At 62.7% G+C, this 24,802-nt stretch carries 25 protein-coding genes; 6 read left to right on the top strand and 19 right to left on the bottom strand.

Annotation, left to right across the window (positions count from 1 at the left end; translation table 11 throughout):
- The 14 genes from WC739_RS15190 to WC739_RS15125 all read right to left on the bottom strand — a co-directional run.
- Positions 1–138: DUF2231 domain-containing protein (locus WC739_RS15190; RefSeq protein WP_372953852.1), on the bottom strand; the 138-nt coding region annotated here is incomplete at its 3' end.
- A gap of 303 nt (positions 139–441) precedes the next feature.
- Positions 442–1,158 carry an arsenical resistance protein ArsH gene (arsH, locus tag WC739_RS15185; RefSeq protein ID WP_372953849.1) on the bottom strand — a complete coding sequence of 239 codons (717 nt, stop codon included), beginning with the start codon at positions 1,156–1,158 and terminating at the stop codon, positions 442–444.
- Between the two features lie 10 nt (positions 1,159–1,168).
- Complete coding sequence (gene arsC / locus WC739_RS15180; RefSeq protein WP_372953848.1) at positions 1,169–1,591, bottom strand: arsenate reductase (glutaredoxin); 423 nt, start codon at positions 1,589–1,591, stop codon at positions 1,169–1,171.
- Positions 1,588–2,277 (bottom strand): aquaporin, encoded by a 690-nt coding sequence (locus WC739_RS15175; RefSeq protein ID WP_372953847.1) that lies wholly within the window; start codon positions 2,275–2,277, stop codon positions 1,588–1,590. The genes arsC and WC739_RS15175 overlap by 4 nt, the downstream gene beginning before the upstream one ends.
- A 5-nt stretch (positions 2,278–2,282) precedes the next feature.
- On the bottom strand, positions 2,283–2,792 hold the full coding sequence (locus WC739_RS15170) for an arsenate reductase ArsC (RefSeq protein WP_372953846.1): 510 nt from the start codon (positions 2,790–2,792) through the stop codon (positions 2,283–2,285).
- Positions 2,793–2,803: 11 nt separating this feature from the next.
- Entirely contained in the window at positions 2,804–3,136 is a 333-nt protein-coding gene (locus tag WC739_RS15165; RefSeq protein WP_372953845.1) for an ArsR/SmtB family transcription factor, read from the bottom strand.
- Between the two features lie 128 nt (positions 3,137–3,264).
- A complete protein-coding gene (gene glp / locus WC739_RS15160; RefSeq protein WP_372953844.1) occupies positions 3,265–4,548 on the bottom strand; it encodes a gephyrin-like molybdotransferase Glp in 1,284 nt (427 codons plus the stop codon).
- Positions 4,549–4,589: 41 nt separating this feature from the next.
- A complete protein-coding gene (locus WC739_RS15155; protein WP_372953851.1) occupies positions 4,590–4,934 on the bottom strand; it encodes a cytochrome c family protein in 345 nt (114 codons plus the stop codon).
- 110 nt (positions 4,935–5,044) lie between these two features.
- Entirely contained in the window at positions 5,045–7,507 is a 2,463-nt protein-coding gene (locus tag WC739_RS15150) for an arsenate reductase (azurin) large subunit (RefSeq protein ID WP_372953843.1), read from the bottom strand.
- Between the two features lie 14 nt (positions 7,508–7,521).
- Positions 7,522–8,049, bottom strand: coding sequence for an arsenate reductase (azurin) small subunit (locus WC739_RS15145; RefSeq protein WP_372953842.1), 528 nt, complete (start codon positions 8,047–8,049; stop codon positions 7,522–7,524).
- A gap of 153 nt (positions 8,050–8,202) precedes the next feature.
- Positions 8,203–9,546: a sigma-54-dependent transcriptional regulator gene (locus WC739_RS15140; protein ID WP_372953841.1), complete on the bottom strand. Its 1,344-nt coding sequence runs from the start codon at positions 9,544–9,546 to the stop codon at positions 8,203–8,205.
- Positions 9,536–10,990 carry a sensor histidine kinase gene (locus tag WC739_RS15135; protein ID WP_372953840.1) on the bottom strand — a complete coding sequence of 485 codons (1,455 nt, stop codon included), beginning with the start codon at positions 10,988–10,990 and terminating at the stop codon, positions 9,536–9,538. Before WC739_RS15135 ends, WC739_RS15140 begins: the two co-directional genes overlap by 11 nt.
- Entirely contained in the window at positions 10,987–11,862 is an 876-nt protein-coding gene (locus tag WC739_RS15130; protein WP_372953839.1) for a PhnD/SsuA/transferrin family substrate-binding protein, read from the bottom strand. Before WC739_RS15130 ends, WC739_RS15135 begins: the two co-directional genes overlap by 4 nt.
- A 229-nt stretch (positions 11,863–12,091) precedes the next feature.
- The gene (locus WC739_RS15125; RefSeq protein ID WP_372953838.1) at positions 12,092–12,394 is read right to left on the bottom strand and encodes a DUF982 domain-containing protein; all 303 of its coding nucleotides are present in this window, start codon (positions 12,392–12,394) and stop codon (positions 12,092–12,094) included.
- Positions 12,395–12,681: 287 nt separating this feature from the next.
- Here WC739_RS15125 and WC739_RS15120 point away from each other — a divergent pair, with 287 nt between their 5' ends.
- The gene (locus WC739_RS15120) at positions 12,682–14,139 is read left to right on the top strand and encodes an NCS1 family nucleobase:cation symporter-1 (protein ID WP_372953837.1); all 1,458 of its coding nucleotides are present in this window, start codon (positions 12,682–12,684) and stop codon (positions 14,137–14,139) included.
- A 32-nt stretch (positions 14,140–14,171) separates the two neighbouring features.
- Here the strand turns inward: WC739_RS15120 and WC739_RS15115 are convergent, their stop codons facing one another.
- The 5 genes from WC739_RS15115 to tpiA all read right to left on the bottom strand — a co-directional run bounded on the left by WC739_RS15115 (position 14,172) and on the right by tpiA (position 19,351).
- Positions 14,172–14,711 carry a DUF1697 domain-containing protein gene (locus tag WC739_RS15115; protein ID WP_372953850.1) on the bottom strand — a complete coding sequence of 180 codons (540 nt, stop codon included), beginning with the start codon at positions 14,709–14,711 and terminating at the stop codon, positions 14,172–14,174.
- A gap of 25 nt (positions 14,712–14,736) precedes the next feature.
- Entirely contained in the window at positions 14,737–16,374 is a 1,638-nt protein-coding gene (locus WC739_RS15110) for a CTP synthase (protein WP_372953836.1), read from the bottom strand.
- A gap of 238 nt (positions 16,375–16,612) precedes the next feature.
- The gene (locus WC739_RS15105) at positions 16,613–17,728 is read right to left on the bottom strand and encodes a L,D-transpeptidase family protein (protein WP_372953835.1); all 1,116 of its coding nucleotides are present in this window, start codon (positions 17,726–17,728) and stop codon (positions 16,613–16,615) included.
- Between the two features lie 209 nt (positions 17,729–17,937).
- Entirely contained in the window at positions 17,938–18,414 is a 477-nt protein-coding gene (gene secG, locus WC739_RS15100) for a preprotein translocase subunit SecG (RefSeq protein WP_372953834.1), read from the bottom strand.
- Between the two features lie 169 nt (positions 18,415–18,583).
- The gene (tpiA, locus tag WC739_RS15095; RefSeq protein WP_372953833.1) at positions 18,584–19,351 is read right to left on the bottom strand and encodes a triose-phosphate isomerase; all 768 of its coding nucleotides are present in this window, start codon (positions 19,349–19,351) and stop codon (positions 18,584–18,586) included.
- 144 nt (positions 19,352–19,495) lie between these two features.
- Between tpiA and WC739_RS15090 the strand changes: the two genes are divergently transcribed.
- The 5 genes from WC739_RS15090 to glp (WC739_RS15070) all read left to right on the top strand — a co-directional run.
- Complete coding sequence (locus WC739_RS15090) at positions 19,496–21,388, top strand: SurA N-terminal domain-containing protein (RefSeq protein ID WP_372953832.1); 1,893 nt, start codon at positions 19,496–19,498, stop codon at positions 21,386–21,388.
- Positions 21,385–22,395: an anthranilate phosphoribosyltransferase gene (gene trpD, locus WC739_RS15085; protein ID WP_372953831.1), complete on the top strand. Its 1,011-nt coding sequence runs from the start codon at positions 21,385–21,387 to the stop codon at positions 22,393–22,395. Before WC739_RS15090 ends, trpD begins: the two co-directional genes overlap by 4 nt.
- 3 nt (positions 22,396–22,398) lie before the next feature.
- The gene (trpC, locus tag WC739_RS15080) at positions 22,399–23,214 is read left to right on the top strand and encodes an indole-3-glycerol phosphate synthase TrpC (protein ID WP_372953830.1); all 816 of its coding nucleotides are present in this window, start codon (positions 22,399–22,401) and stop codon (positions 23,212–23,214) included.
- A gap of 2 nt (positions 23,215–23,216) precedes the next feature.
- A complete protein-coding gene (gene moaC / locus WC739_RS15075) occupies positions 23,217–23,699 on the top strand; it encodes a cyclic pyranopterin monophosphate synthase MoaC (protein ID WP_372953829.1) in 483 nt (160 codons plus the stop codon).
- Positions 23,700–24,802 (top strand): gephyrin-like molybdotransferase Glp (gene glp / locus WC739_RS15070; protein ID WP_372953828.1); only part of this gene is annotated, 1,103 nt, incomplete at its 3' end. It lies immediately after the preceding gene.

Genomic DNA, 24,802 nt, shown 5'->3' with positions numbered 1-24,802 from the left:
CGAGATCGTGCCGACGCCGGTTCGCACGGTCATGTCCTCGCGCTGCGAGAGGCCGATGATGTCGATCAGCGTGACCGTGAAAATGAGTACGATCGGAAAATGTACGAAGATCGGATGGATATGTTGAACGGGAAACATCGTCTTGAGACCTTGCGTAAAATTGCGAAACAGCAAATTGCTGCGGCTAAACCGGCGGACGTCGGAATCAAGATAGATCGGCGCCGGACCGCAGGCCTTGATCTAGGACAAGAAAAGCTGCCCGTTGCCGCGGACGCTTCTTGCGTGAGGGAAGCGAATTGACTGCCGAGACTCACCGCAGGAGGATAAGTTCAGCGCACATCGGCGAGCTCGGAAACAGGGCGCGTTTGGACGGGCCGCGCGGGGTTCCGCGACAGCTTGTGTCTAAGGCACCGCTGTTTTGTCTTGCGACAACAGACGGCTTCAGATCTTCCGCTGGTTGACCCGCCTGGACGCCTCTTCGGCGCTTTCGACACGCTCGGAATAGCGATCCGTCAGGTAGGCGGAACGGTCGCGCAGGAGCAGCGTGAATTTCATAAGCTCCTCCATCACATCGACGATCCGGTTGTAATAGGGCGACGGCTTCATGCGGCCGGCCTCATCGAACTCGTTGAAGGCCTTTGCCACCGACGACTGGTTGGGGATGGTGAACATCCGCATCCAGCGGCCGAGGATGCGCAGCTGGTTGACGGCGTTGAAGCTCTGCGAGCCGCCGGAGACCTGCATGACGGCGAGCGTCCTGCCCTGCGTCGGGCGCACCCCGCCCATCGATAGTGGCAGCCAGTCGATCTGCGCCTTCATGACGCCCGTCATGGAGCCGTGCCGTTCCGGAGAGCACCAGACTTGGGCCTCGGACCAGATCGACAAGTCCCGCAGTTCCTGGACCTTGGGGTGGTCGGGCGACGTCGAATCGGGAAGCGGCAGGCCGGAAGGATTGAAGATGCGCACCTCGGCACCGAGCCGGCGCAGGATTCGCGCGGCTTCCTCGATGGCGAGCCGGGAATAGGAGCGTTCCCGCAGCGAGCCGTAAAGCATCAGGACGCGTGGCTTGTGGATCGAACGCGGCGCGTCGAGCAATGATTGCAGATCGATCGGCTGGAATTGCTCTTCGTCCACGCTCGCCAACAAGTCGTCGGCCATCTGGCCCCGATCAAGCAATGCGCTTGCCCTTGGTGTCGACGACGACCTCGCCATCCTCTTTGACGAAGGGCCCGATATTGGGGTTGGGCAGGATGTCGAGAACTGCTTCGGAAGGCCGCGCGAGAACGACGCCGAGACGCGTCACGACGATCGGCCGGTTGATCAGGATCGGATGCGCGATCATGAAATCCAGGATTTCATCGTCGGTCCACTTGGGATTGCCGAGATCGAGTTCAGCATAAGGCGTGCCCTTCTCCCGCAACAGATCACGGGGTTTCATCTTCATGGCCGCGATAAGCTCAACCAGCCGTTCGCGCGACGGCGGGTTTTTCAGATACTCGATGACTTCCGGATTTTCGCCCGATTGCCGGATCATGGCGAGCGTGTTGCGCGAAGTGCCGCAGTCCGGATTATGGTAGATCGTAACAGTCATCGGGCAGCCTTTATCTGTCTCATTGGTTGCGGCTCGGCGAGCAGCCAACCTGCCAGAGCCATGGCGAGCAAGCCCCCCAGCAGTTCGGCCGCGATGAAACCGGGCAGATCGACCGGGCGGATCCCGGAAAACGTATCGGAAAAGGCGCGAGCGATCGCGACAGCCGGGTTGGCGAATGAGGTCGAGGCGGTGAACCAGTAGGCGGCGGTGATGTAAAGCCCGACAAGCCAGGGGATCGCATCGGAGCGGAAGCGCAGCCCTGCCAGGATGGTGAACACAAGACCGAAGGCGGCGACCGCCTCGGCGAGCCACTGTCCCGTTCCGCTCCGCACCGTCGCGGAGGCCTGGAGGATCGGCAACTCGAACATGGCGTGGGCCAGAAAGGTCCCGGCGACGCCGCCCGCGACCTGGGCGATGACGTAGGCAAGAGCCGCGTTCGCCTCGATCTCGCGGCGGACCGCGAATACCAGCGTGACGACCGGGTTGAAATGGGCCCCCGAGATCGGGCCCAGTATCGTGATGAGCACGACGAGGATCGCTCCCGTCGGCAGGGTGTTGCCAAGCAGGGAAATGGCGATGTCGTGAGTGAGCCGGGATGCCATGATGCCCGAGCCGACCACGGTCGCCACAAGCAGCGCGGTGCCCAACGCTTCCGCTACGATGCGGCGTGGCAAGTCGTCCGCCACGGCGTTCAGCCTGCCTTCGGCAGGTTGCGGCCGATCTCGTCCAGGCGCTTCTGCAAGGCCAGCTTGTCGACCATGTTCATGGGCAGGCTGACGAAGATCGATATGCGGTTGTTGAGCATGCGATAGGCTTCGGCGAAGGCCAGATGCTTTTCGGCATCGGTGCCTTCCACCGCGGCCGGGTCCGGAATGCCCCAGTGCGCCGTCATCGGCTGCCCCGGCCAAACCGGGCAGGATTCGTTGGCCGCGTTGTCGCAAACCGTGAACACGAAATCCATCTCCGGCGCGCCCGGAACCGCAAATTCCTCCCAGTCCTTGGAACGTGCGAAAGAGATATCGTAATTGAGGGTTTGCAGAAGCTGGAGGGTATAGGGGTGGACTTCCCCTTTCGGATGCGAACCTGCCGAATAGGCCTTGAACTTGCCGGCGCCGACGCGGTTCAGGATCGCCTCCGCGAGGATCGACCTGGCCGAATTGCCCGTGCACAGAAACAGGACGTTGTAGACTTGATCGCTCATGGCTTCCTTCCTCAGCATTTGCAGGTCACAGCCTGGATTACCGGCCGACAGAGTTCCGGCGCGCCGTTGCAGCAATCCTCCATGAGGTAAGCGAGGAGGTCGCGGAAACCCGTCATGTCGGCGACATATCGCACAGTTCGACCATCGCGCTCGGCGCGGACCAAGCCAGCATGGTCAAGAACCTTCAGGTGCGCCGACATGGTGTTCTGCACTGTATCAAGGCGTGCGGCGATCTCGCCGGCGGGCACTCCCTCGGCGCCCGCTTGAACGAGCAGGCGGAAGACCTCGAGCCTGGTATCCTGGCCGAGCGCTGCCAACGCGAGGAGTGCCAACTTCTTATCCATGTATCCATAAATCCGGAATTAAGGGTGCGTATCGCCTAGATATGACATCCAGATGACAATAGGCAAGCCGACGGATCAGGTTTGCGGCGCGAAACTCTCAAGCACTGGCAGGAGCCGGGCGAATACGGTCAGGCTAATGCCAAAAACGGCTCGTAGCGCAGCGACATGCCATCGACGATTTCGGCAGCGTCTGGCGGCAAGAGGGCGATGCCGTCCGCCAGGGCGATCGCCTGCAAATTGGCGGAAGAGCCACGCTCGAGCAGCTCAAGCACAGGCTCCCCTGTTTCGGTTCGACCAGAAATGCGGACGGGCGCAAATTCGGTGCGGCCCGGTCGCTTTTTGCAAGTGAAGCCGGCCACCGCCCGAAACCATTGCGGCTGGATTTCGGTGAGGCCCGCCAGCTTCCGCAACGCCGGCAGGATGATTTGCCGGAAGGCGATCAGGGCGGCATTGGGATTTCCCGGCAGCCCCGCAAAAAACGTGTTCTTGATCTTGCCGACCTTCAACGGCTTCCCTGGGCGCATCGCCACCTTGAGCACATCGAGGCTGGCGCCCTGGTGCAGGGCGGCGGCGACCATATGGTCTTCTTCGCCTGCCGAGACGCCGCCGGTGGTGACCAGCGCGTCGCAGGATGCCACTGCCCGCGCGACGACGTCGGCAAGCAGGCCCGGACTGTCCGGCACTATGCCAAAGTCGACGACTTCCGCCCACGGGCAAGCCGCCAGCAGCGATCGCAGCATGACCCTGTTTGAATTATAGATCTGGCCATGCGCGAGAGGTCCGCCTGGTTCCTTCAATTCGGAACCCGTCGACAGCAGTCCGACACGCACCTTTCGAAGCACTTCGAGGTCGGCGATCCCCACGGCGGCCAGCAACGTCAAGTCTCTTGCAGATAGAGCCTTGCTTGGCCTCACGAGCTCGGATTCCACGCTGATGTCCTCGCCGGCCCGACGAATATGCCGGCCCGACCTCGGCCGCTCGAACACCGTCACGATGTCACCAGAGCGCTCGCAGTGCTCCTGCATCACCACGCTGTCAAAACCATACGGAACGGGCGCTCCCGTAAAGATCCGCAGCGCGGTTCGCGGATGCGGATGGTCGTGCGCGCGCCCGTCGCCGGCGACAACCCGTCCCACGACCCGAAACGTCCAGGGCCCATCCCCTTCGATATCGACCGTCCGCACCGCGAACCCATCCATGGCCGAATTGTCGAAAGGCGGAAGGGCTATGGGGGAATGAACGGCCACCGCGCTGACCCGTCCCAATGTCGCGGCCAGCGAAAGATGTTCCCGGTAGCGGACTGGTTGGGCGAGCGCCACGGCCTTCGCCACCGCGGCCTCAAATGAAATGGCTTTGCTGCCATCCCCCGCCGAGCAGTCTGCCAGCAATACGGCCTTGGCGGCATGAAACACGATCGCTCCTCCCTTGGCTTTCAAGCTGCGGCGTGAGGTTTCTAGCCAGGTACACTCTTGAGATAGGCGATAACATTCTTGATGTCGTCGGGACTCTTGAGGCCCGGGAACCCCATTTTATTGGCCGGCACCTTCGCCTTGGGATTGGCCAGATACTCCGTCAGATTGCGCTCATCCCAAACGAGGCCCGCGGCGCCGGCATCCTTCATGGCTTTCGAATAGGAATAGCCTGGGGCGGTCCCGGCCGTCCGCCCGACGACGCCCTTCAAGGTTGGCCCGACTTTGTTGGCGTCGGTATCGGCATTGTGACAGGCGGCGCATTTTTTGAAGACCACCTTGCCGGCTTCGATATCCTGGGCTTGGGCGACCGGTGGCAGGAGCGCCATAACAATAATAGCGCCGGCGATCTGGACTCTCACGCGGGAACTCTCCGTTTTGCGATTGAAAATACGGCAGCTGCCGCGAGCTGACCGGCTCGCGGCAGAATGCGCCGGGCTTAGCCCGCCTGATATTCCGTGGATTTGAACGAGAGGTGCTTCACCCCTTCCGGGGCATCGGAAATCTTGCGGATGTTGGCCCATGTCTGTTTGTAATTCGGGAGGATCAACTCATTGGCGCCGGCATTGATCACGTTCCCGACGACGCCCGTCGGAAACCCGAACAGCATGAAGGTCTCGCCCTTCTTGGCGGTTGGCGTCGGATAGGCCATGGCCTGCGTCGACCCACTTTCATTGTAGACTTCGACGAGATCGCCGTTCTTCAGGCCCAGCTCCTTCATGTCGTCGGGGCTGATCTGAATGAAAGGGTACGGCCAGCGGTCCATGACGAACTCGCTGTCCTGGTCGAGGAAAGCGTTCTGCCAGACAAGGTTCGCACGCCCGTTGTTGATGAGGAACTTGTTGTTTTTCTTCTGCTCCTCCTTGCCGGGCGCCTGGAGGCCACGCCAGGCGGCCTCCATGAAGATCGCCTTGCCGTCCTTCGTGCCGAACTTCCCATCCGCATAGAGGCGCTTGGTGCCGACGATCTTGCCGTCCGCAAACCCGGTGGACGGTTCCTGGAAGCCATTGTTGCCCATGGCCCCCAGCCGTTCATAGGTGACGTTCTCGCCACCCTTGGCGTTCTGGTGGTAGCCGTCCATGAACGCGTCTTCCTCGGTCTTCCAGTCGAAGCCCTTGAACTGGTCGGCATATTTGGCATCGCCCGACTCTCGGATAACCTTTTCCATATGCTGGGCAAGGCCGGCGGCGATAAGGCAATCCGGCTTGGCGGTGCCCGGCGGATCCATGTAGCGCTCGACCAGCCGCATCCTGCGCTCACCATTCATCGACGTCAGATTCATTTCGCCGGATTCCGCCGCCGGCAGCCAGACATGGCTCGCCGCGCCGATTTTCGACGGGATGATGTCGACGTCGACGGAGAACAGGCCTCCGGCCTTGATCGCGTCGGTGATCGCCTTCACCAATGCGTCACGATCGCCGTAAGGGACGGCATTCATGGCGTCTTTCACGATGTCGGTGCGCTTCTTGTAGACCATGTTGAACTGGTGAGCGTTCAGCGTGGTCTTGTAGTGGTCGCAGGCCCAGATGTGGTGAACGCCGCCCTTGCCTTCGATCAGCAGCTTGTCGACATAGGCAGCCGGCTTGCCGACATGCGCGTCCGAGGGACGGACGTATCCTTCCTGGTGGCCGCCCATGCGCACGCAGCCACCACCCTCACGTCCGACATTGCCCGTGGCGAGCGCCACGTTCACCAGTGCCGCGTTGGTGCGATAGTTGTCGTTGCCCCAGATCAGGCCCTTTTCGTAGGCGATCATCGTGCGACGGCGCTTGCCCTCCTTGGGCTCTGCGATCCACGCCGCCGACTGCTTGATCTGCTCGACGGTGAGACCGGTGATCTTTGCCGCGTCTTCCAGCGAGGTCTTGTTGGCGGCAACCGTCTTGTCGAAATCCTTGGTGGACGCCTCGATGAAGTCCTTGTCGACCCAGCCCTTGGCGGCGATCTCGGTCAGCCAGGCGTTGAACAGCACCATGTCCGTGCCGGAGTTGATGGCCAAGTGCATGACATTGTCTTTGCCGGCCTCGGCCTCGGCGGCGTTGATCGAAACCGTTCGACGCGGATCGACGAAGATGATGCGCCCGTTGGCATGGGGCTCGCCCGGCAGCTGAGCTTTCTTTTTCTCCATCGAAGTTCCGCGCAGGTTCGGAATCCAATGGTTGAGAAAATAGTTGGTCTGGGTCTCGAGGGGATTGTTGCCGACCGAAACGATGGTATCGGCCAGCTCGGCGTCCTCGTAGCAGTTGTTCAACTCGCCGACGCCCATGTCGCGCGTGGCGTGAACTTCAGAGTTGTAGGCCGGACGGTTGTGGATCCGGATGTTTTTGATTTTCATTGCGCCGAAGTAGAGCTTGCCCGTGCCCCAGGTGTTTTCGTAGCCGCCCGCGGATCCGCCATGATCGAAGACGGAGACGAACAGGCCGTCCTCGCCTTGCTCCTTGATCACGGCGGCCGTGACCCGCGCCACGAGGTCCAGGGCGTCGTCCCACGACGTCGGCTGCATCTGTCCGTAACGCCAGACCATCGGACTCGTCAGCCGCTGCTGCTGCGAGCCGCGGGCGGTCGAATAGCGCAGTTCCCCCATGCGGGCGCCACGGACGGACCCAAGCCCGGAATTCACCACGCACTCATGGTCGGGCTTGAGAACGATGTGCACGTCCTGTCCATCTTGCTTGACGATGTTGTACATCGAGGGCGCATACCAAGCGTCGGTCTCGGCAGGCTGCTGCTGAGCCAGATCGACCCCGAAGGCGTTCGAAGCGGCTTCAGTGCCGCCCTGCTTGTTGGTGGGCCAGGTGTAGGCATGATAGCCGCAGCCAACGATGCAGTAGTGACAGGTGACGTTGTGTTTCTTGGCATCGGCCGGAATGATCGGCAGACGGGCGACGTGACGTTTGTAAGCCATGATCCGATCCTCCCTTAAAGTACGTTGCTCAGGCGGCCATAGAGAAGCTCATCGACGCCTTCAGCGTAGATGTCGCCCTTGGCATCGATGCGCAGCGCGTATTGGGGAAGGTTGGCGGTCGACTGGCCCCAGATCTGCTGGCCGCCGGCATCGGCGTCGAAACGCGAGTAGTGGCCGGGGCAGTTGAAGGAGTGATCCTCGGCATTGTAGTTCAGCGGAAAGCCCTTGTGCGGGCAGGTCGTCGAGAACCCGACGATATCGCCATCGGGTCCGGCGCCCCCTTCCACCTTGGTGCCAAGTTTCAGCAGCACGCCCGGCGCGTTTTCATCGGGATAGCCGACGTCGAATGGTTCGTTTGGCTTTAGGTCGGCTATGTTGGCCAGCTTGTTTGAGGGGTAGTCAACCAAGGCCAGACCGGGGACAGCCTTGGTCTGGGCTTGTGCCGGCAAGGCCACGGCGGTGGCCATCCCGGCGGCGGCGAACGCTCCTCCCCTCAGAAATTGCCGGCGGCCAACGTCCACCAGCTTGTCGCAGCGATCCATGCAATCCTCCCATTTGGCGAATCTCTTCGCCCGAGGCTTTGCAATGCGCATGCCAACCACAAAAACTGTTGATTTCGACGCGAAGGGGCGCAGACAACGGCAGAATATCGTCCCTTATGTCAAGAAATCCGAACATGTTGCGCTGCCGAAGGTTCAGGAAGCCGAACGCGGCCGATCCGCAATTCCCAGTCGCGCCATCTTCTCCCAGAGAGTGGTCCGAGAGACCGCAAGCAAGGCAGCAGCCTTCGCGATTTGGCCGTCGGTTTGGTCAAGCGCCCGTTTGATCTGGCGTCGCTCTGCCGCATCGCGAACATCGGCCAGAGGAGCGAACGCGGCCTGTTCCGATTTTACCGCCCACTCCGGGAACAAGTCGCCCGGCATGATCCATTCGCTGGTCGACAAAGCGACAGCGCGATCGACCCGGTTGCGGAGTTCCCGCACATTCCCGGGCCAGGAGTAACCAAGCGCGGCTTCCTGCGCCAACGCGCTGAAACCGCGTATGCGTACGTCAGACCGGCTCACCGCATTTTCAAGAAACCGGTCGAGCAGCCAGGGGATATCCTCGTGCCGATCGCGCAAGGGTGGGATCACCACTGGCAATACCGCAAGCCGGAAATAGAGGTCTTCCCGGAAAGCCGATGCTCCGCCATGCTGTCCAAGGTTGCGGTGGGTGGCGGAGACGACCCGGGCGCGAAACTTGCAGGGAGCCTCGCCGCCGACCCGGTTGAAGCTGCCGTCTTCGATCAGCCTGAGAAGCTTGGCTTGGAGCGGCATCGGCATGTCGCCGATTTCATCCAGGAACAACGTGCCCGCTCCGGCTCGCTCGGCGTAGCCGACGTGCCTTTGCTGGGCGCCGGTAAACGCGCCTTTCTCGTGCCCGAAAATCTCGCTCTCGAGCAGCTCGGCCGGGATCGCCGCACAATTGACGGCGACAAAGGGCTGGGCATTCCGGGGCGAAACCTCATGCAGGAGGCGAGCGGCGACTTCCTTGCCTGAGCCGGTCTCGCCGGTAAGCAATACGGGCAGGTCATGGCAGGCATAGCGGCGCAACAGGTCCTCGGCATGCTGGATGGCGGGCGACTCCCCCAGAAAATAGCCCTTCAGCCGGAGTTGGCTGTGGGTGGTGCGCCGCCCCACATCGATGCGCCGCAGGAATTCATCCATGGCGAATGGCTTGGTCATGAAATCAACAGCGCCGGACCGCATCAAACGAACTGCCTGATCGATCTCACCTTGGCCGGTGACAAAAAGAAAGGGTGGCGAATTCGGCAGGTTGGCGAGCTCGCTGAAGACGACCTCGCCGGAAATGTCCGGGAGGCGTATGTCGCAAATCACCAGATCGAGGACATTGGATAGCCCTTCGATCCCGGAAATGGCGTCCCGCCCCGACCGCCACCAGGTCACGCGCCAGCCCTCGAGTTCGAGGCGTTGCACGATCGACCCTCCCATTACGGGATCATCCTCAACGAGACCTATGCGTGCTGGCTCAGGCGGCATTGGCTTTCATCTCCCTTTCGAAGGGAATGGTCAGCGTGACCACCGTCCCTCCCCCCGGTCTAGCGGTGACCGCGCAACGCCCGCCAAGATCGTCGATGACGCGACGGACCATCCAGAGACCCAAGCCGCGGCCGGCTCGCACAGCGGGACCTGGATCGCGATCAACGAGAATCGCTGCAATATCGGGCGGGATGCCGGGGCCCTGGTCGCCGATTTCAATGTTGAGGTGGTGACCCGAACTATCCGCCTTCAGCGAGAGCGCTCCCCCTTCGTGCGTGACCGTGCTCGCGTTCAACAAGAGGTTCAGCACGGCCTGACGCACAGGGCCTCCCCTCACCGGCAATTCTGCCAGGTCGCCCCAGACGATGTCCCAATCGAGGCGATGGCGCTTTCTTTGCAATTCCGGCTTTATCAGCAGACGGACATCATCGAGGTCGTGGGCCGACAATGGGCGATGCGAGCGTTCCGGCCGATAGGTGGCAAGGGCGGCCTCGACCACGTCCCGGATTCCGGCTAGGCCCCGCTCGATCAGGCTTATCGACGTCTCCCGGACGCCCGGTGTTTCGCCGTGCTTCTTCAGCGTGTCGAGGGCGTTGAACAGCCCACCCAGCGGGTTGTTGATCTCGTGCGCCATGCCCGATGCGAGGCGTCCCAGGCTGGAGAGCTTTTCTTCCTCCGCCAGTCGCATCGCGAAGTTCGAGCGCTCACGCTCAGCCCGTACCAGCGTGTTGTAGCCTCGAAAGAGGCCGGCTACTTCGCCATCGCCTTTGGGAATCCGGGCTTGGGATATTGGCTCCGCGGCCCCGTCGACAGCCGACCGCATGTGGTTCTCGAGGATCCGCATCGGCGCGATCATCTGCCTCACGATCAAAAAGCCGCCAAGCGAAAAGAGAACCGCCAGCACGCCATTGGTGACAAGCAGCGTCACCAGGATCTCACGCCGCTCGGCGTAGAGGTGCGACACGTCGAACGTCGCATGAATCGCGCCAATGGACTGTCCTTGATACAGCAGGTTCCGCTTGGCAAAGCCGGTCAGGGTCGCCTCGTCGATCGTCACAATGCCGGGACCTTGCCGGGTAAGGTAACTGGCCGGCAGTTGCGAGAATGTCGGCATGCGCATGGGGTCGGTTGCCGCCAGAATGCGACCGTCGGCGCCGGTCACGACGGTTTCCACGGGAGAGAGCGCCGCATACGAGGACGAGGAGCGATCGAGGGCGTCGTAGACTTCCCACACGTCCTGGCGCAGCACCGCCGGCACCACGGCCGAGGACAGACCGTCCAGATAAGTCTCCGCGATTGCGTCCAGATAGGTCTCTTGCGTATGCGACAGGCGGTCAAGCACACGCTCGGATATCACGGCGCTTATAACCACCATAAGCAGAGCCACGATTACCGGCACACGATAGGAAACGGGGATCTCCCGAAGCCGGCGCGGCAGGCTCATCCGAGTTGCCTCACGGTTTCGACCTTGGCAGCGATTGTGTCGAACAGGGACGGATCCGCCGCAACGAATCCATCCAGGCGCAACAGGCTGAGGACCTTCGCACGCTCCGGGTCCTTGTTCGCTGAAACCAGCGCTTGTTGGAGCGCCTTGACCCGCACGTCTCCGGCGAGCGACTTGGGTGATGCTATCGGTGGAAAGCCGAGCCATTCAGACTTGCGGACAATTTTGGTCAGCTTGACCAGATCCGGTTCGGTCTCTCGCATGACCTCATAGACGTAACCGTCCACGCTTCCCGACTGCGCCAGTCCGGAGGCGACGGCCCGAATGACGTTGCGATGCCCGTAAGTGAAAAAAGCTCTTTTGAAGAACCCCTCCGGTAAGATCTTTTTTTCGGCGAGCAGCGCCCGGGTCACCAGAAACCCGGAGTTGGAATCGGGATCGGAGAACGCGTGAACGTCACCGGCGAGGCCGTGCCAATCGTCGACCTTTCGATCGGCGGCTGCGATGATGTAGGACTGATAGAGCGGCTTGCCATGCCAGACGGGTGTTGCGACCAGATCGAGATCGGCTTTGTGTTGCACATAAGGGTAGCCGCAGATCCAGGCCGCATGGATTTCACCAGAGACCAGCAGCGCCGTGATTTCCTGATAGGTCCGGCGCGTCACAAGCTCGACGGGGCTTTCGAGCCTTGCAGTCAAAAAAGCCTGAAGATGACCCAGGAGTTCGAGATCGTTGGAAAGGAAAACGGGGGTGAGCCCGAATTGAAAGGGGCGGACTTCAGCGGTGGAATGTCTTGGAAAACTCAGCACCGCCAAGCCGCCAACAGCAGCTTTGAGAAATTCCCGCCGATCAGGTTCGATGTGGGTTGGCACGAATGCCTGCCTTCATTCTCTCGCAGGGTTCAATCTATCCAGAAGTACGGATAGGTGCGAGATGTACCAAAAGAGATAACGCTTCTCTCTTGGTAGCAAGGCTGTCTCCCCAAGACGCGTCTATCGGACGGGACGATGACCATCCGTTATCACCCGTCGGACATAACAGGATGGGTTTCGCTCTTTACAGATGGCAAGCGTGCGCCTGCACCGAGACGGAAACTCGATCTTATCGCCGCAGCGCGTGGGTGCGGGCCACGACTTCCGCGGCCAGCGGTCGTGCGATGTCTTGGTCCAGGAGGCGGGTGATGCGGGCGAACCCGGTAAAGGCCTTCCTGGCTTCCTCGGCCGTCATATGCCCCGACAGGGCGGCGGTGCAGCAGTTCAGCGCGCATTGGTACACTGGTCCGCGCCGGCCGGTCGGCCATGCCTGCAGGAACGTCATTGCCTCGCCGACATTCCCGATTTCTTCCACGGGATGTCCTTGTCCGCGTGAAATCCGAACGGGCGCAAAGAAGTGCAATCGGTCCATTGTCTCCTCCCGGCTCAGCCACGATGCGGATTAACTGGAGAAAACGCGCGTTTCGCCAATTGGTTCCGTGCGAAAAACGTCGCCCCGAAAAACCGGCAGGCCTGACACGAATGATCTGGTGGCAAATGCAAGCCCGGGCGCGCGTCGCCCTGGCGATAATCGCGGTTCTCATTGAATATCTTTAAGGCCAAAGCCGGCAAATGGATTGCTTGCGGCTCACCCTGCGTCAGGATTAACTGGCATGGCCATTGCGTGGAGGCGCGCGGCGATCAAGGGGAGGACATCGCATGACCATACGAGGCGCATCGCCTGACCTGTACAATGAGGACCTTGCTCCGGCGACGGTCCGCAACTGGGGACCATTCTCGATCTTCAACGTCTGGACATCGGACGTTCATAGCCTCTGGGGCTACTATCTCGCGGCCAGCCTGTTCCTGTTTTGTGGCGGCTTCGGCAATTTCATCATCGCCATCGGCATCGGGTCGCTGATCATCTATGTGCTGATGAACATGGTCGGCTATGCCGGCGTCAAGACAGGTGTGCCCTACCCCGTGCTTGCCCGCGCTTCCTTCGGCATCTGGGGCGCCAACGTACCCGCGCTGGTGCGAGCCATCGTCGCCTGTTTCTGGTACGGCGCGCAGACGGCCGCCGCGTCCGGCGCCATCGTGGCGCTCCTGATCCGCTCGCAATGGTTCGCCGATTTCAACGCCAACACGCATTTCCTTGGCCATTCCGGCCTGGAGGTCATCTGCTTCGTCATCATCTGGGCGCTGCAACTGCTGATCATCCAGCGCGGCATGGAAACGGTGCGGCGTTTCCAGGATTGGGCCGGGCCCGCCGTCTGGGTCATGATGCTGATCCTGGCGATCTATCTCTGCGTCAAAGCCGGAACCTTCGCCTTCACCAGCGATATCCCGATGGATGTGCTTCTGGAGAAGACCAAGGATGCTGGCGTTCCGGGCACTCCGGGCTCCTGGAGCGCACTGTTCGCGGTGGCTGCGATCTGGGTGACCTACTTCTCGGCGCTCTATCTCAACTTCTGCGATTTCGCCCGCTACGCGCCCGACCAGGCGTCGTTGCGCAAGGGCAACATCTGGGGCCTGCCGGTCAACCTGATCCTGTTCTCGCTGGTCGCCGGCGTCACCACCATCGCCGCCTACGACGTCTATCACGAGGTGCTGCTGCATCCCGACCAGATCTCGGCCAAGTTCGACAGCTGGTTCCTGGCAGCGTTGGCTGCGCTGACCTTCGCCGTGGCGACGCTCGGCATCAACGTCGTCGCGAATTTCGTGTCGCCGGCCTTCGATTTCTCCAACGTCTTTCCCAGGCAGATCAACTTCAAGAAGGGCGGTTACATCGCGGCGCTGATCGCGCTTGTGCTCTACCCCTTCGCGCCATGGGAAGGCAGTGCGGCCTCCTTCGTCAACATCATCGGCGCGACGATGGGACCGATCTTCGGAGTGATGATGGTCGACTACTACCTGATCCGCAAAGGCGAGGTCGACGTCGAAGCACTCTATCGCGAGGACGGCGAGTTCCGTTTCCAGGGCGGCTGGCACGTCAATGCCTTCATTGCCGCCGGCATCGGCGCCGTCTTCTCGTCGATCCTGCCCAACTTCACCAACTGGTTGCCGTCCTGGTGGGGCGTCTATGGCTGGTTCTTCGGCGTCGCCATCGCCGGCATCATCTACTACGTGCTGCGCACTGCCGCCGTGGGCGCGGGCGCCAGGACAGCAAAGGCCTGACAGGCATCGTAAGGGGCGGCGAATGCCGCCCCTTACGCGCCAACCATGTCGGCCAGTTTGCGCATCGTGTTCCAGTTGCGCGAGGTGCCGATGCCCAGGCGCTTGTGCCTTGTCGCCGTCAGAAGCCGTGAATTGGGTGTGGCGCGCGAGAAGCAAATCCAGATGTCGCCGGCGACGGCCTGCATCTTTTCATCGGTGCCGACATACGATCGGAGCGTGGCAATGGCTTCGTCGGGCACTGGCTGCCGCATCACCCGAACCGCCACCTGATCCGGCGCGGCTGCCGATTCGGTGCCGAACGGATTGCCGGCCGCAAGCCTCAGCCAATCGGCGGCGCCGCGCACGATGATGTCGACATGGCGGCCGAAGGCACTCTCGAAGGCCGCTTCCAGCCGTTCTTCAAGGCCAACGATGTCCGTCACCGGAGCTCCGAAGACCAGATTGCCCGTCGACGCCAGCGTCCGGACATTCTTCATGCCAAGCCCTTCAGCCATCGTCTTGAGGTCGGACATGACAACCCGGCGTCCCTCGCCGAGGATGATGCTGTAGAGAAGCGCGACATAGGTCGTAATGAAGCGCGATCCCGCCGGGCGGTGCCTATACCAGGCGCGATTGCTCCACCGCTGCCTCGATGAAGCTGGCGAACAGCGGATGCGGGTCGAGCGGCCGGCTCTTCAGCTCAGGGTGATACTGGACGCCGATGAACCAGGGATGATCGGGGTACTCGATCGTTTCAGGCAGTACGCCGTCCGGCGACATGCCGGCAAACACGAGGCCGCAATCCTCGAGCCGTTCCTTGTAGTCGATATTGACTTCGTAGCGGTGGCGATGACGCTCGGAAATCTGCGTGTCGCCATAGATGTCGGCGATCTTCGAGCCCTTGGCGAGTTCGGCCTGATAGGCGCCGAGCCGCATCGTGCCGCCAAGATCTCCGGTCTCGCGTCGCTTCTCCAGCATGTTGCCTTTCAGCCATTCGGTCATCAGGCCGACGACCGGCTCCTGTGTCGGGCCGAATTCCGTCGACGAGGCATGCTCGACGCCGGCCAGCGAACGCGCCGCCTCGATGCAGGCCATCTGCATGCCGAAGCAGATGCCGAAATACGGTACTTTGCGTTCGCGCGCGAACTTCGCCGCCAGGATCTTGCCTTCCGAGCCGCGCTCGCCAAAGCCGCCGGGAACAAGGATGCCATGCACCTTCTCCAGCCAGGGCGTCGGATCTTCCTTTTCGAAGATCTCCGATTCGATCCAGTCGAGTTTGACCTTGACGTGGTTGGCCAGGCCCCCGTGCGAGAGCGCCTCGATCAGCGATTTGTAGGCATCCTTGAGACCGGTATATTTGCCGACGATGGCGATGGTCACCTCGCCTTCGGGATTATGGATGCGGTTGGACACCGCCTGCCAGGGCTCCATGCGGGGCTTCGGGGCCGGATCGATGCCGAAGGCCGCCAGGACTTCCGAATCGAGCCCTTCCTTGTGATAGGCCATCGGCACGTCATAGATGTGCGGCACGTCGAGAGCCTGGATGACGGCGCTCTCCCTGACATTGCAGAACAGCGACAGTTTTCTGCGTTCTTCCCTGGGAATGGCGCGATCAGCGCGGACCAGCAATATGTCCGGCGCGATGCCGATGCCGCGCAACTCCTTGACCGAATGCTGGGTCGGCTTGGTCTTTAGCTCGCCCGCCGTGGGGATGTAGGGCATCAGCGTCAGATGGACGTAGACGGCGTTGTTGCGCGGCAAGTCGTTGCCAAGCTGCCGGATGGCCTCGAGGAACGGCATCGCCTCGATGTCGCCCACCGTGCCGCCGATCTCGCAGAGCACGAAATCATAGTCGTCATTGCCGTTGAGGACGAAGTTCTTGATCTCATCGGTAACGTGGGGGATGACCTGCACGGTCGCGCCGAGATAGTCGCCCCGCCGCTCGCGCTCAATGATGTTCTTGTAGATGCGGCCGGTTGTGATGTTGTCCTGCTGGTTGGCCGAGCGGCCCGTGAAGCGCTCATAGTGGCCAAGATCGAGATCAGTCTCCGCACCGTCATCGGTCACGAACACCTCGCCATGTTGATACGGCGACATCGTGCCAGGATCGACGTTGAGATAGGGATCGAGTTTCTTGATGCGCGCGCGATAGCCGCGCGCTTGCAGGAGAGCCCCGAGGGCCGCTGCGGCTATGCCTTTTCCAAGTGAGGAAACCACGCCGCCTGTGATGAATACATATCGCGCCATGGGAGTCATCGCTTAACGCGGCCGGATTGATTCCGCCAGAGAAAAAACCGCCGCGAAGGGTTTTTCCCAAGAAGGCGCCGGAGCCCTTTGTGTGGCGCCGAGATCGAGCAGAAGGTACGGAGCCACGACAAATGGCCTCAGGACCTGGAGTGCGGCGACCGAAACGAATCAACGCGAAGCGCCTCGGAGCCGGTCAAAACAAAAGGGCCGGCGGAGCCGGCCCTTCGGCATGGTTGTAAGCGAGGCGTCAGATGATGACGACCTTGGTGCCGACCTTGACGCGGCTGTAGAGGTCCATGACGTGCTCGTTGATCATGCGGAAACAGCCATTGGAAGCGCTGGTGCCGATCGACTGCGGCGCGATGGTGCCGTGAATACGCAGATGAGTGTCCTTCTTGCCGTCATAGAGGTAGATGGCGCGTGCGCCGAGCGGGTTTTCGCCGCCGCCGGGCATGCCGTCCTTGAAGCGGCCATAGTGACTGGGTTCGCGCTTCTGCATGTCCAGCGTCGGGATCCAGCGCGGCCATTCCTGCTTGTCTCCGACAGCGACCGTGCCCTTGAACTGCAAACCTTCGCGGCCGACCGCAATGGCGTAGCGGCGCGCGGTGGACGACGATTCGACCAGGTAAAGCCGGCGCGCACTTGTGTCGATGACGATGGTGCCGGCATCGTAGCCGGTGAACTCCACGTCCTGCGGCACGAATTCCGGCTTCACCTTGAACTGCTTCCTAGCTTCTTTCCTGGCCAGAGCCTGGTCGAGAGCCCGCGTCTCGGGGAGATAGGAAATCGAATTCGAGGAGGATGTACCGCCGAACAGGCCGGCGAAAATCCCGCCGCTTTGCGGCTTCTGACCGGGCGCCTCGCTGCGCAATTCGCCATTGTTGCCGGTCAGGGCGATATTCATCGCCTCGGCGGGAAGTGGTTCCGCCGACTGGATCGGCGCGAGCGTCTCGATCGGCTCGATGACCTTGGCTGTTTTCTTTGCCGGCTTGGCGTCGGCCACGACGGTCGCGCTCTTGTCTTTCTTGGCCAGGAATGCGTCGCGTTCCGCCTGCGCCCTGGCCTTGGCTGCTTCGCGCATTGCGAGCTTCCTGGCCTCCAGCGCCTTGGCCTTGGCATCTTCCTTGTCGGCGACGATCTTGGCCTCGATCTTCTTGATCTGGGCAAGGTCGTCCGGCGTCGGGTTTTTCTTTTTCTTGAGAAGCTTCAATTGCGCCGTATCACTCTTGGCGGCGACCTTGATGGCATCGGTCTTCTGGACCGACTGATGAGCGGCCATGTTGGCCGGTACGCCGGCGAAGGCCGGGGAACTCACGCCGAGTGCGGCGCAAAGTCCCAGGAAAATGAAGCTGCGAAGCTGCATGGCGAGATCCGATCGTTCTATGCTTGTTGCCCACGGCGTCGCCCGGCGCCCCCCAAGGACACCGAAAATGCCGCGCGCAATCTATAGTCGAATAAGCGCGGGCGCCTCAAGCGCGAGGCACCGCCCCGTGAGGTCGAATCTTCGTGATTGCACCGCATTTGTCGCGACTGTTGTCAATCGACAACAGATCGCGACTTAGGCGCCGAGGATTACTGGTTCGGAACCTGAGGGGTGGCCGGCGCCGCGGGGGCAGTCCCGTTGGTCGCTGGCGCAGTCGCACCGGCGGCGGGCGCCGTGGCCGGTGCAGTTGGCGCGGGCGTGGTCGCGGCGTCATTGCCCGAAGGCGGTGTCGGCGCGGCGTTGCCGGCCGGCGCCGGCCTCGTCGTTCCCGGCAGCTGGTCGAGGACGCCCTTACCGGCGCCGTCCGATGTCGCGGGCACGCGGTCGAGGATGTCGATCGGCTTTTCGCCATAGCGGGCGACGATCGACAGGGTCAGCGACGTGACGAAGAAAGCCGCGGCCAGGATGGCCGTCGCACGCGTCAGCGCATTGGCCGCGCCGCGCGCGGTCATGAAACCCGATCCGCCACCGATGCCAAGGCCGCCCCCTTCGGAACGCTGCAGCAGCACCACGCCGACAAGGGCGAGCACGACCATGAGATGGATGACGATCAGTACGGTTTCCATAAGTTATCCTGGCAAGGCCTTGCCCGGTCGTGGACACGACCGGTGAATTGGAGGCGGCTCAATACAATGCTTTGACGGCATTTCCAAGCCCGTGGCCGGAATATGGGAAGCAAGGGGTTCTTTGCAACGATTTCCGTCGGCGACGCGCAGCGTGCGCGCCTGGAAATTCTCAGGAGATGTCGCGGTAGGCCTCGGCAATGGCGAGGAAGTCGGCCGCCTTCAAGCTCGCGCCACCGACCAGCGCACCGTCGACGTTCCTGACGCCGAGCAGTTCGACCGCATTGGATGGCTTGACCGAGCCGCCGTAGAGAATGCGCATCTTCGCGGCTGCGCCGCCGAGCTTCTCGGCCAGCCTTTCGCGGATATGCCGATGCGCCTCGGCCACGTCCGTCGCGGTCGGCGTCAGCCCGGTGCCGATCGCCCACACCGGTTCGTAGGCAATGATGGTGTTGGACGGGGTGGCGCTCGGCGGCACCGAACCGACTACCTGGCGCGACAGCACATCCAGCGTGTCGCCCGCTTCGCGTTGCTGCCGCGTCTCGCCGACGCAGATGATGGCCACGAGCCCGGCGCGCCATGCGGCGGAAGCCTTGGCCTGAACCGTCGCATCGTCGTCGCCGCGCTGCTCGCGGCACTCGGAATGGCCGACGATGACATGGCTGGCCCCGGCATCCTTGAGCATCTCCGCCGAGATGCATCCCGTATAGGCGCCGCTTTCCTGTGTGTGGCAGTCCTCGCCGCCGGCATGGACAGGCGTGCGCGACAGAATCTCCGCCGCGCGGGCGAGCAAGGTGGCCGGAACGCAGACCAGCGCCTCGGTCTCCGCATCGAGCCCGCTCATGAAGCCATTGCCGATCATCCTGAGCTCGTTGACCGAGGCGCTGGTGCCATTCATTTTCCAGTTGCCGGCAACGAGCGGGCGAATTCCAGGCGTCATGGGTTTGTTTCTCCGGGCGATATTCGGCACTCGCCCTCACTACCAAAATCAGGCCACAAAGCAATCGACAGTGGGCCGGAAGGGCGCTATTGCGCTTGTTTCAGACTCGGCGCACGCGGAATTGCGCATAAATCGGAATTGTCCATGCTTGGTGTATTGAGAAACGCGGCGGGAACCTGGGTCGCGAAAACGTTGCTTTCGCTGCTTGTGGTGAGCTTCGCCGTATGGGGCATCTCCGGCCGGTTGATGGGTGGCTTTGCCGGCCACGATTCGGTGATAACGGCGGGTGGCACCAAAGTGTCGATCAACGAGTATCGCCTCGCCTATGATCGCCAGCTCAGCGTGATGTCGCAGCAGTTCGGCCAGCGCCTTACCCACGAACAGGCAAAGGCGCTCGGCATCGACAACCAGGTTCTGGCGCAGCTCGTTTCGGGCGCGGTGCTGGACGAGCAGGCGCGCAAGCTCGGCCTCGGCCTCTCCAAGGACCGGCTGGCCGAGCTCACCCGCGAAGATCCTGCCTTCAAGGGCCCGGGCGGCCAATTCGACAGGCGAACCTTCGATTACATGCTGCAGCAGATCGGCATGCGGCCCGAGGATTATCTGAAGAACCGCGCCAAGGTGGCGGTGCGCCAGCAGATCGTCGAGGCGGTTTCGGACGGCCTCAAGGCGCCGGACACCTTCTTCAAGGCAGTCGCACTCTATCGCGGCGAAGACCGCACCGTGGACTATGTGACATTGCCGAAGGCGCTGGTCGAGCCTATCGCGGCGCCGAGCGACAGTGTGCTGTCGGCTTATTTCGAGGCCAACAAGAAAACCTACGCCGCGCCCGAGTACCGCAAATTCTCCTATGTCCGCCTCGAGCCGGTGGACATCATGGACACGACGTCCGTCACCGACAGCCAGGTCAGTGACGACTACAACAAGAACAAGGTGCGCTACACGACGCCGGAACTGCGCACCATCGAGCAGCTTGTCTTCCCGACGCCGGAGGCGGCCAAGGCGGCATTCGATTCGCTCAAGGCCGGCGCCACCTTCGACAAGCTCGTCACGGCGGCAGGCAAAACGCCGGCCGACACGCTGCTCGGCACGCTCGCCAAGGACAAGATCGCCGACAAGGCGGTGGCCGATGCCGCCTTCGCGCTGAATGCCAATGAAGTCAGCCCCGTGGTGCAAGGCGCCTTCGGCCCGGTGCTGCTGCGCGTCACCGAGATCAAGCCCGAAGTGGTGAAGCCGCTGGCCGAAGTGTCCGACCAGATCCGCAAGGATTTGGCGCTCGGCGAGGCAAGCCGCATCCTTCTGGATGTGCATGACAATTATGAGGACACCCGCGCCTCCGGCAGTTCGCTGGCTGAAGCGGCCGCCAAGCTGAAGCTCAAGGATGTCACCGTCGACGCCATCGATCGCAGCGGACTCAAGCCCGATGGTTCCATTGTCAAGGATCTGCCGGATTCTCCGGAGCTCATCAAGGCTGCCTTCGAGGCAGAGCCGAAAACCGAGAACGAAGCCCTGACCACGGCGGACAATGGCTTCATCTTCTACGAGGTCGACTCCATCACGCCGGCGCGCGACCGGACGCTGGACGAGGTTCGCCAGAAGGTCGTCGCCGACTGGACGGCGGCCGAAACGACCAAGCGGCTGGCCGCCAAGGCGGATGAGCTCCAGAAGCGCCTCAAGGCCGGCGTGACGCTTGACGTCATCGCCAGCGAACTCAAGCTGGAAAAGCAGACCAAGCGCGGTGTCAAGCGGGAGGCGGACGACGTCGACTTCGGCAAGGACGGCGCCGCCGCGATATTTGGCGTCGGCGAAGGCGGCACCGGCTTGATCCCTTCGCCCAACGGCGACGGACAGATCCTCTTCAAGGTCGCCGAAGTCTTCGAACCCGCTGGCGCCGATGCCAGCTCGGTGCCGGCGGACGCTCAGAAATCCTTCACCGCCGGCATGTCGGACGACCTGCTAGACCAGTTGGTGGCGCAGTTGCAGACCCAGTACGACATTCGCATCGACCAGGCCGCCGTCGCCCAAGCTTCGACAAGATGAGCGCGCTGAAAACCCATATCGCCAAGGTCGCCGCCGGCAGCGCGCTCTCCTTCGAGGAAGCGCGCGAGGCCTTCGACATCATCATGTCGGGCGACGCGACCCCCGGGCAGATCGGCGGCTTCCTGATGGCGCTGCGCGTGCGCGGCGAGACGGTGGGCGAGATTTCAGGCGCGGTCGCAACCATGCGGTCCAAGATGCTTCGCGTCGACGCGCCCGCCGGCGCTATCGATATCGTCGGCACGGGTGGCGACAATTCCCACAGCGTCAACATTTCGACGGCATCGGCCTTCGTTATCGCAGGCTGCGGCGTGCCGGTCGCCAAGCACGGCAATCGCGGCCTCTCCTCTTTGACCGGATCCGCCGACGTTCTGGTCGCCCTTGGCGTCAAGATCGACATTTCGCCCGAGGTCATCGGCCGTTGCATCCATGAGGCCGGCGTCGGCTTCATGTTCGCGCCGGCGCATCATCCGGCGATGAAGCATGTCGGCCCGACCCGCGTCGAACTCGGCACCCGCACCATCTTCAACCTGCTCGGTCCCCTCTCCAATCCGGCTGGCGTCGTCAGGCAGATGGTCGGCGTGTTCCTGCCGGAATGGATCCTGCCGGTGGCCGAGACGCTGAAGGCGCTGGGCGCCGAGCATGCCTGGGTTGTCCATGGCGACGGCTATGACGAGATCACCACCACCGGCGAGACGCAGGTGGCGGAACTGATCGGTGGTGAAATCCGCAACTTCACGCTGACCCCCGAGGCTGTGGGGCTGGCTCGTCACACCAAGGATGAATTACGTGGTGGCGACGCCGCCTACAACGCCAAGGCGTTGCGCGATATGCTGGGCGGGACCGCCGGCGCCTACCGCGACACCGTGCTCATGAATGCCGGAGCCGGACTTGTGGTGGCGGGCAAGGTGACGACGCTTGGCGACGGCATTGCGATGGCGGCGCAGGCCATCGACAGCGGCCGTGCCCTGCAAGTGCTCGACAGGCTGGTCGAGATTACGAACGGATAGAACGTGTCTGACATTCTTCGCAAGATCGAGGCCTACAAGCGCGAGGAGATCGCGGCGGCAAAGGCACGTGTGCCGCTAGCCGAGATCAAGGCGCGGGCGAAGGATGCCGAAGCACCACGCGGGTTCCTCGCGGCGCTTGAGGCGAAGCGCGCATCGGGCGCCTTCGCCCTGATCGCCGAAATCAAGAAGGCAAGCCCGTCCAAGGGCCTGATCCGTGCCGATTTCGATCCGCCTGCATTGGCGCGGGCCTATGCCGAGGGCGGCGCAGCCTGTCTTTCGGTGTTGACCGACGCCCCATCCTTCCAGGGCGCGCCGGAATTCCTGACCAATGCGCGCGCCGCCGTCGCCCTGCCCGCATTGCGCAAGGACTTCCTCTTCGATCCGTACCAGGTCCATGAAGCGCGCGCCTGGGGCGCGGACGCCATCCTGATCATCATGGCCAGTGTCGATGACGCCCTGGCGAGCGAACTCGAATCGACGGCATTCGAACTCGGCATGGACGCGCTGGTCGAAGTGCATGACGAGGCCGAGATCCAGCGCGCGCTGAAACTGTCGTCGCGGCTTATCGGAATCAACAACCGCAATCTGCGAACGTTCGAAACCAGCCTTGAGACTTCGAAGCGGCTGGCGACCATGGTCCCCGCGGATCGCCTGCTGGTCAGCGAGAGCGGGATTTTCACGCATGACGATTGCCTGCGGCTGCAAAAGAGCGATATCGGCACGTTCCTTGTCGGCGAGAGCCTGATGCGGCAACAGGACGTCGCCACGGCGACGCGCCTGCTTTTGACCGGCAAGACGCTGGCCGCCGAGGTCATCTGATCATGACGGGCGCCCTCACCCATCTTGGCGCGCAGGGCGAGGCCAACATGGTCGATGTCGGCGACAAGGAAGAGACGACGCGCACGGCGATAGCCGAGGGCCTAGTCTCTATGCAGCCCGATACGCTGGCGACGATCCTGGCTGGCAACGCCAGGAAGGGCGATGTGCTCGGCACGGCGCGCATCGCCGGCATCATGGCGGCCAAGAAGACGCATGAGTTGATCCCGCTCTGCCACCCGCTGCTGCTGACAAAGGTCTCCGTGGATATCGAGCCGGACCATGATTTGCCCGGCCTTAGGGTCACGGCCCTGGCGCGTGTCACCGGAAAGACGGGCGTCGAGATGGAAGCGTTGACCGCGGCGTCCGTCGCGTGCCTGACGATCTATGATATGGCCAAGGCGGTCGACCGCGCCATGGTCATTTCCGGCATCCGGCTGGTTGAAAAGACCGGTGGCAAGTCGGGCGACTACAGGGCGGCGTCCTGAATGGCGCTGGTTCCAGTCGCGGAGGCGCTCGAGCGGCTGCTGGAAGGCGCCGCACCGCTGGCAAGCGAGAGCGTTCCCTTGTTCGAGGCGATGGACCGGGTGCTTGCGGAGCCGGTCGTGGCGCTCCGCACCCAGCCGCCTTTCAACGCGTCGGCCATGGACGGCTATGCCTGCCGCGCCGCAGACGTAGCGTCGGTGCCGGCGCGGCTCTCGGTCATCGGCATGGCGCCGGCCGGGCGCGGCTTTGACGGCGCTGTCGGCAGGTCGCAGGCCGTGCGCATCTTCACGGGAGCCCCCCTGCCCGAAGGCGCCGACACCATTGTCATCCAGGAAAATGTCAGGGATCTCGGCGGCGGCGAAATCGAGGTGGTGGAGCCTGCCGCCAAGGGACGCAACATCCGCCGCGTCGGTCTCGACTTTTCCAAAGGCGATGTCCTGCTTGAACCAGGCCGCGTGCTCGACGCCGCGGCATTGTCGCTGGCGGCCTCGGCCAACCATCCCCGGGTGAGCGTCGTCAGGCGGCCGCTGGTCGCCATCATCGCCACCGGCGACGAGTTGCTGCCGCCCGGCAGCGAACTCGGGCCGGACCAGATCATCTCGTCCAATGCCTATGGCGTTGCCGCCGCAGCACAATCGGTCGGCGCCCGCGCGCTCGATCTCGGCATTGCGGCGGACCGCAAGGAAGCGATCGCGGCACTGGTGAAAAAGGCGGTCGCGGCGCGCGCGGATGTCATCGTCACGTTGGGCGGCGCCTCGGTCGGCGACCACGACCTGATCCATGACGTGCTGACCGGCGAAGGCATGAAGCTCGGTTTCTGGAAGATCGCCATGCGTCCCGGCAAGCCGCTGATGTTCGGCCGCCTCGGCGACATCAGGTGCATAGGCCTGCCAGGCAACCCTGTCGCAAGCCTGGTCTGCTCGCAACTGTTCCTGAAGCCGCTTCTGGCGCGGCTGGGCGGCCGCGACTATCGCCAGGATATTCGTCCGGCGCGCCTGGGCGCCGCCTTGCCAGCCAACGACCTGCGCCAGGACTATGTGCGCTCAGTGGTCCGCGAAGATGACGGCGCCCTCGTCGCGACGCCGTTCGGCATCCAGGATTCCTC

The organism is Mesorhizobium sp. (assembly GCF_041661565.1).
Classification (GTDB): Bacteria; Pseudomonadota; Alphaproteobacteria; order Rhizobiales; family Rhizobiaceae; genus Mesorhizobium.
Note: the sequence above shows the minus strand (reverse complement) of the source record. Positions and strands in the feature narration are given on the sequence as shown.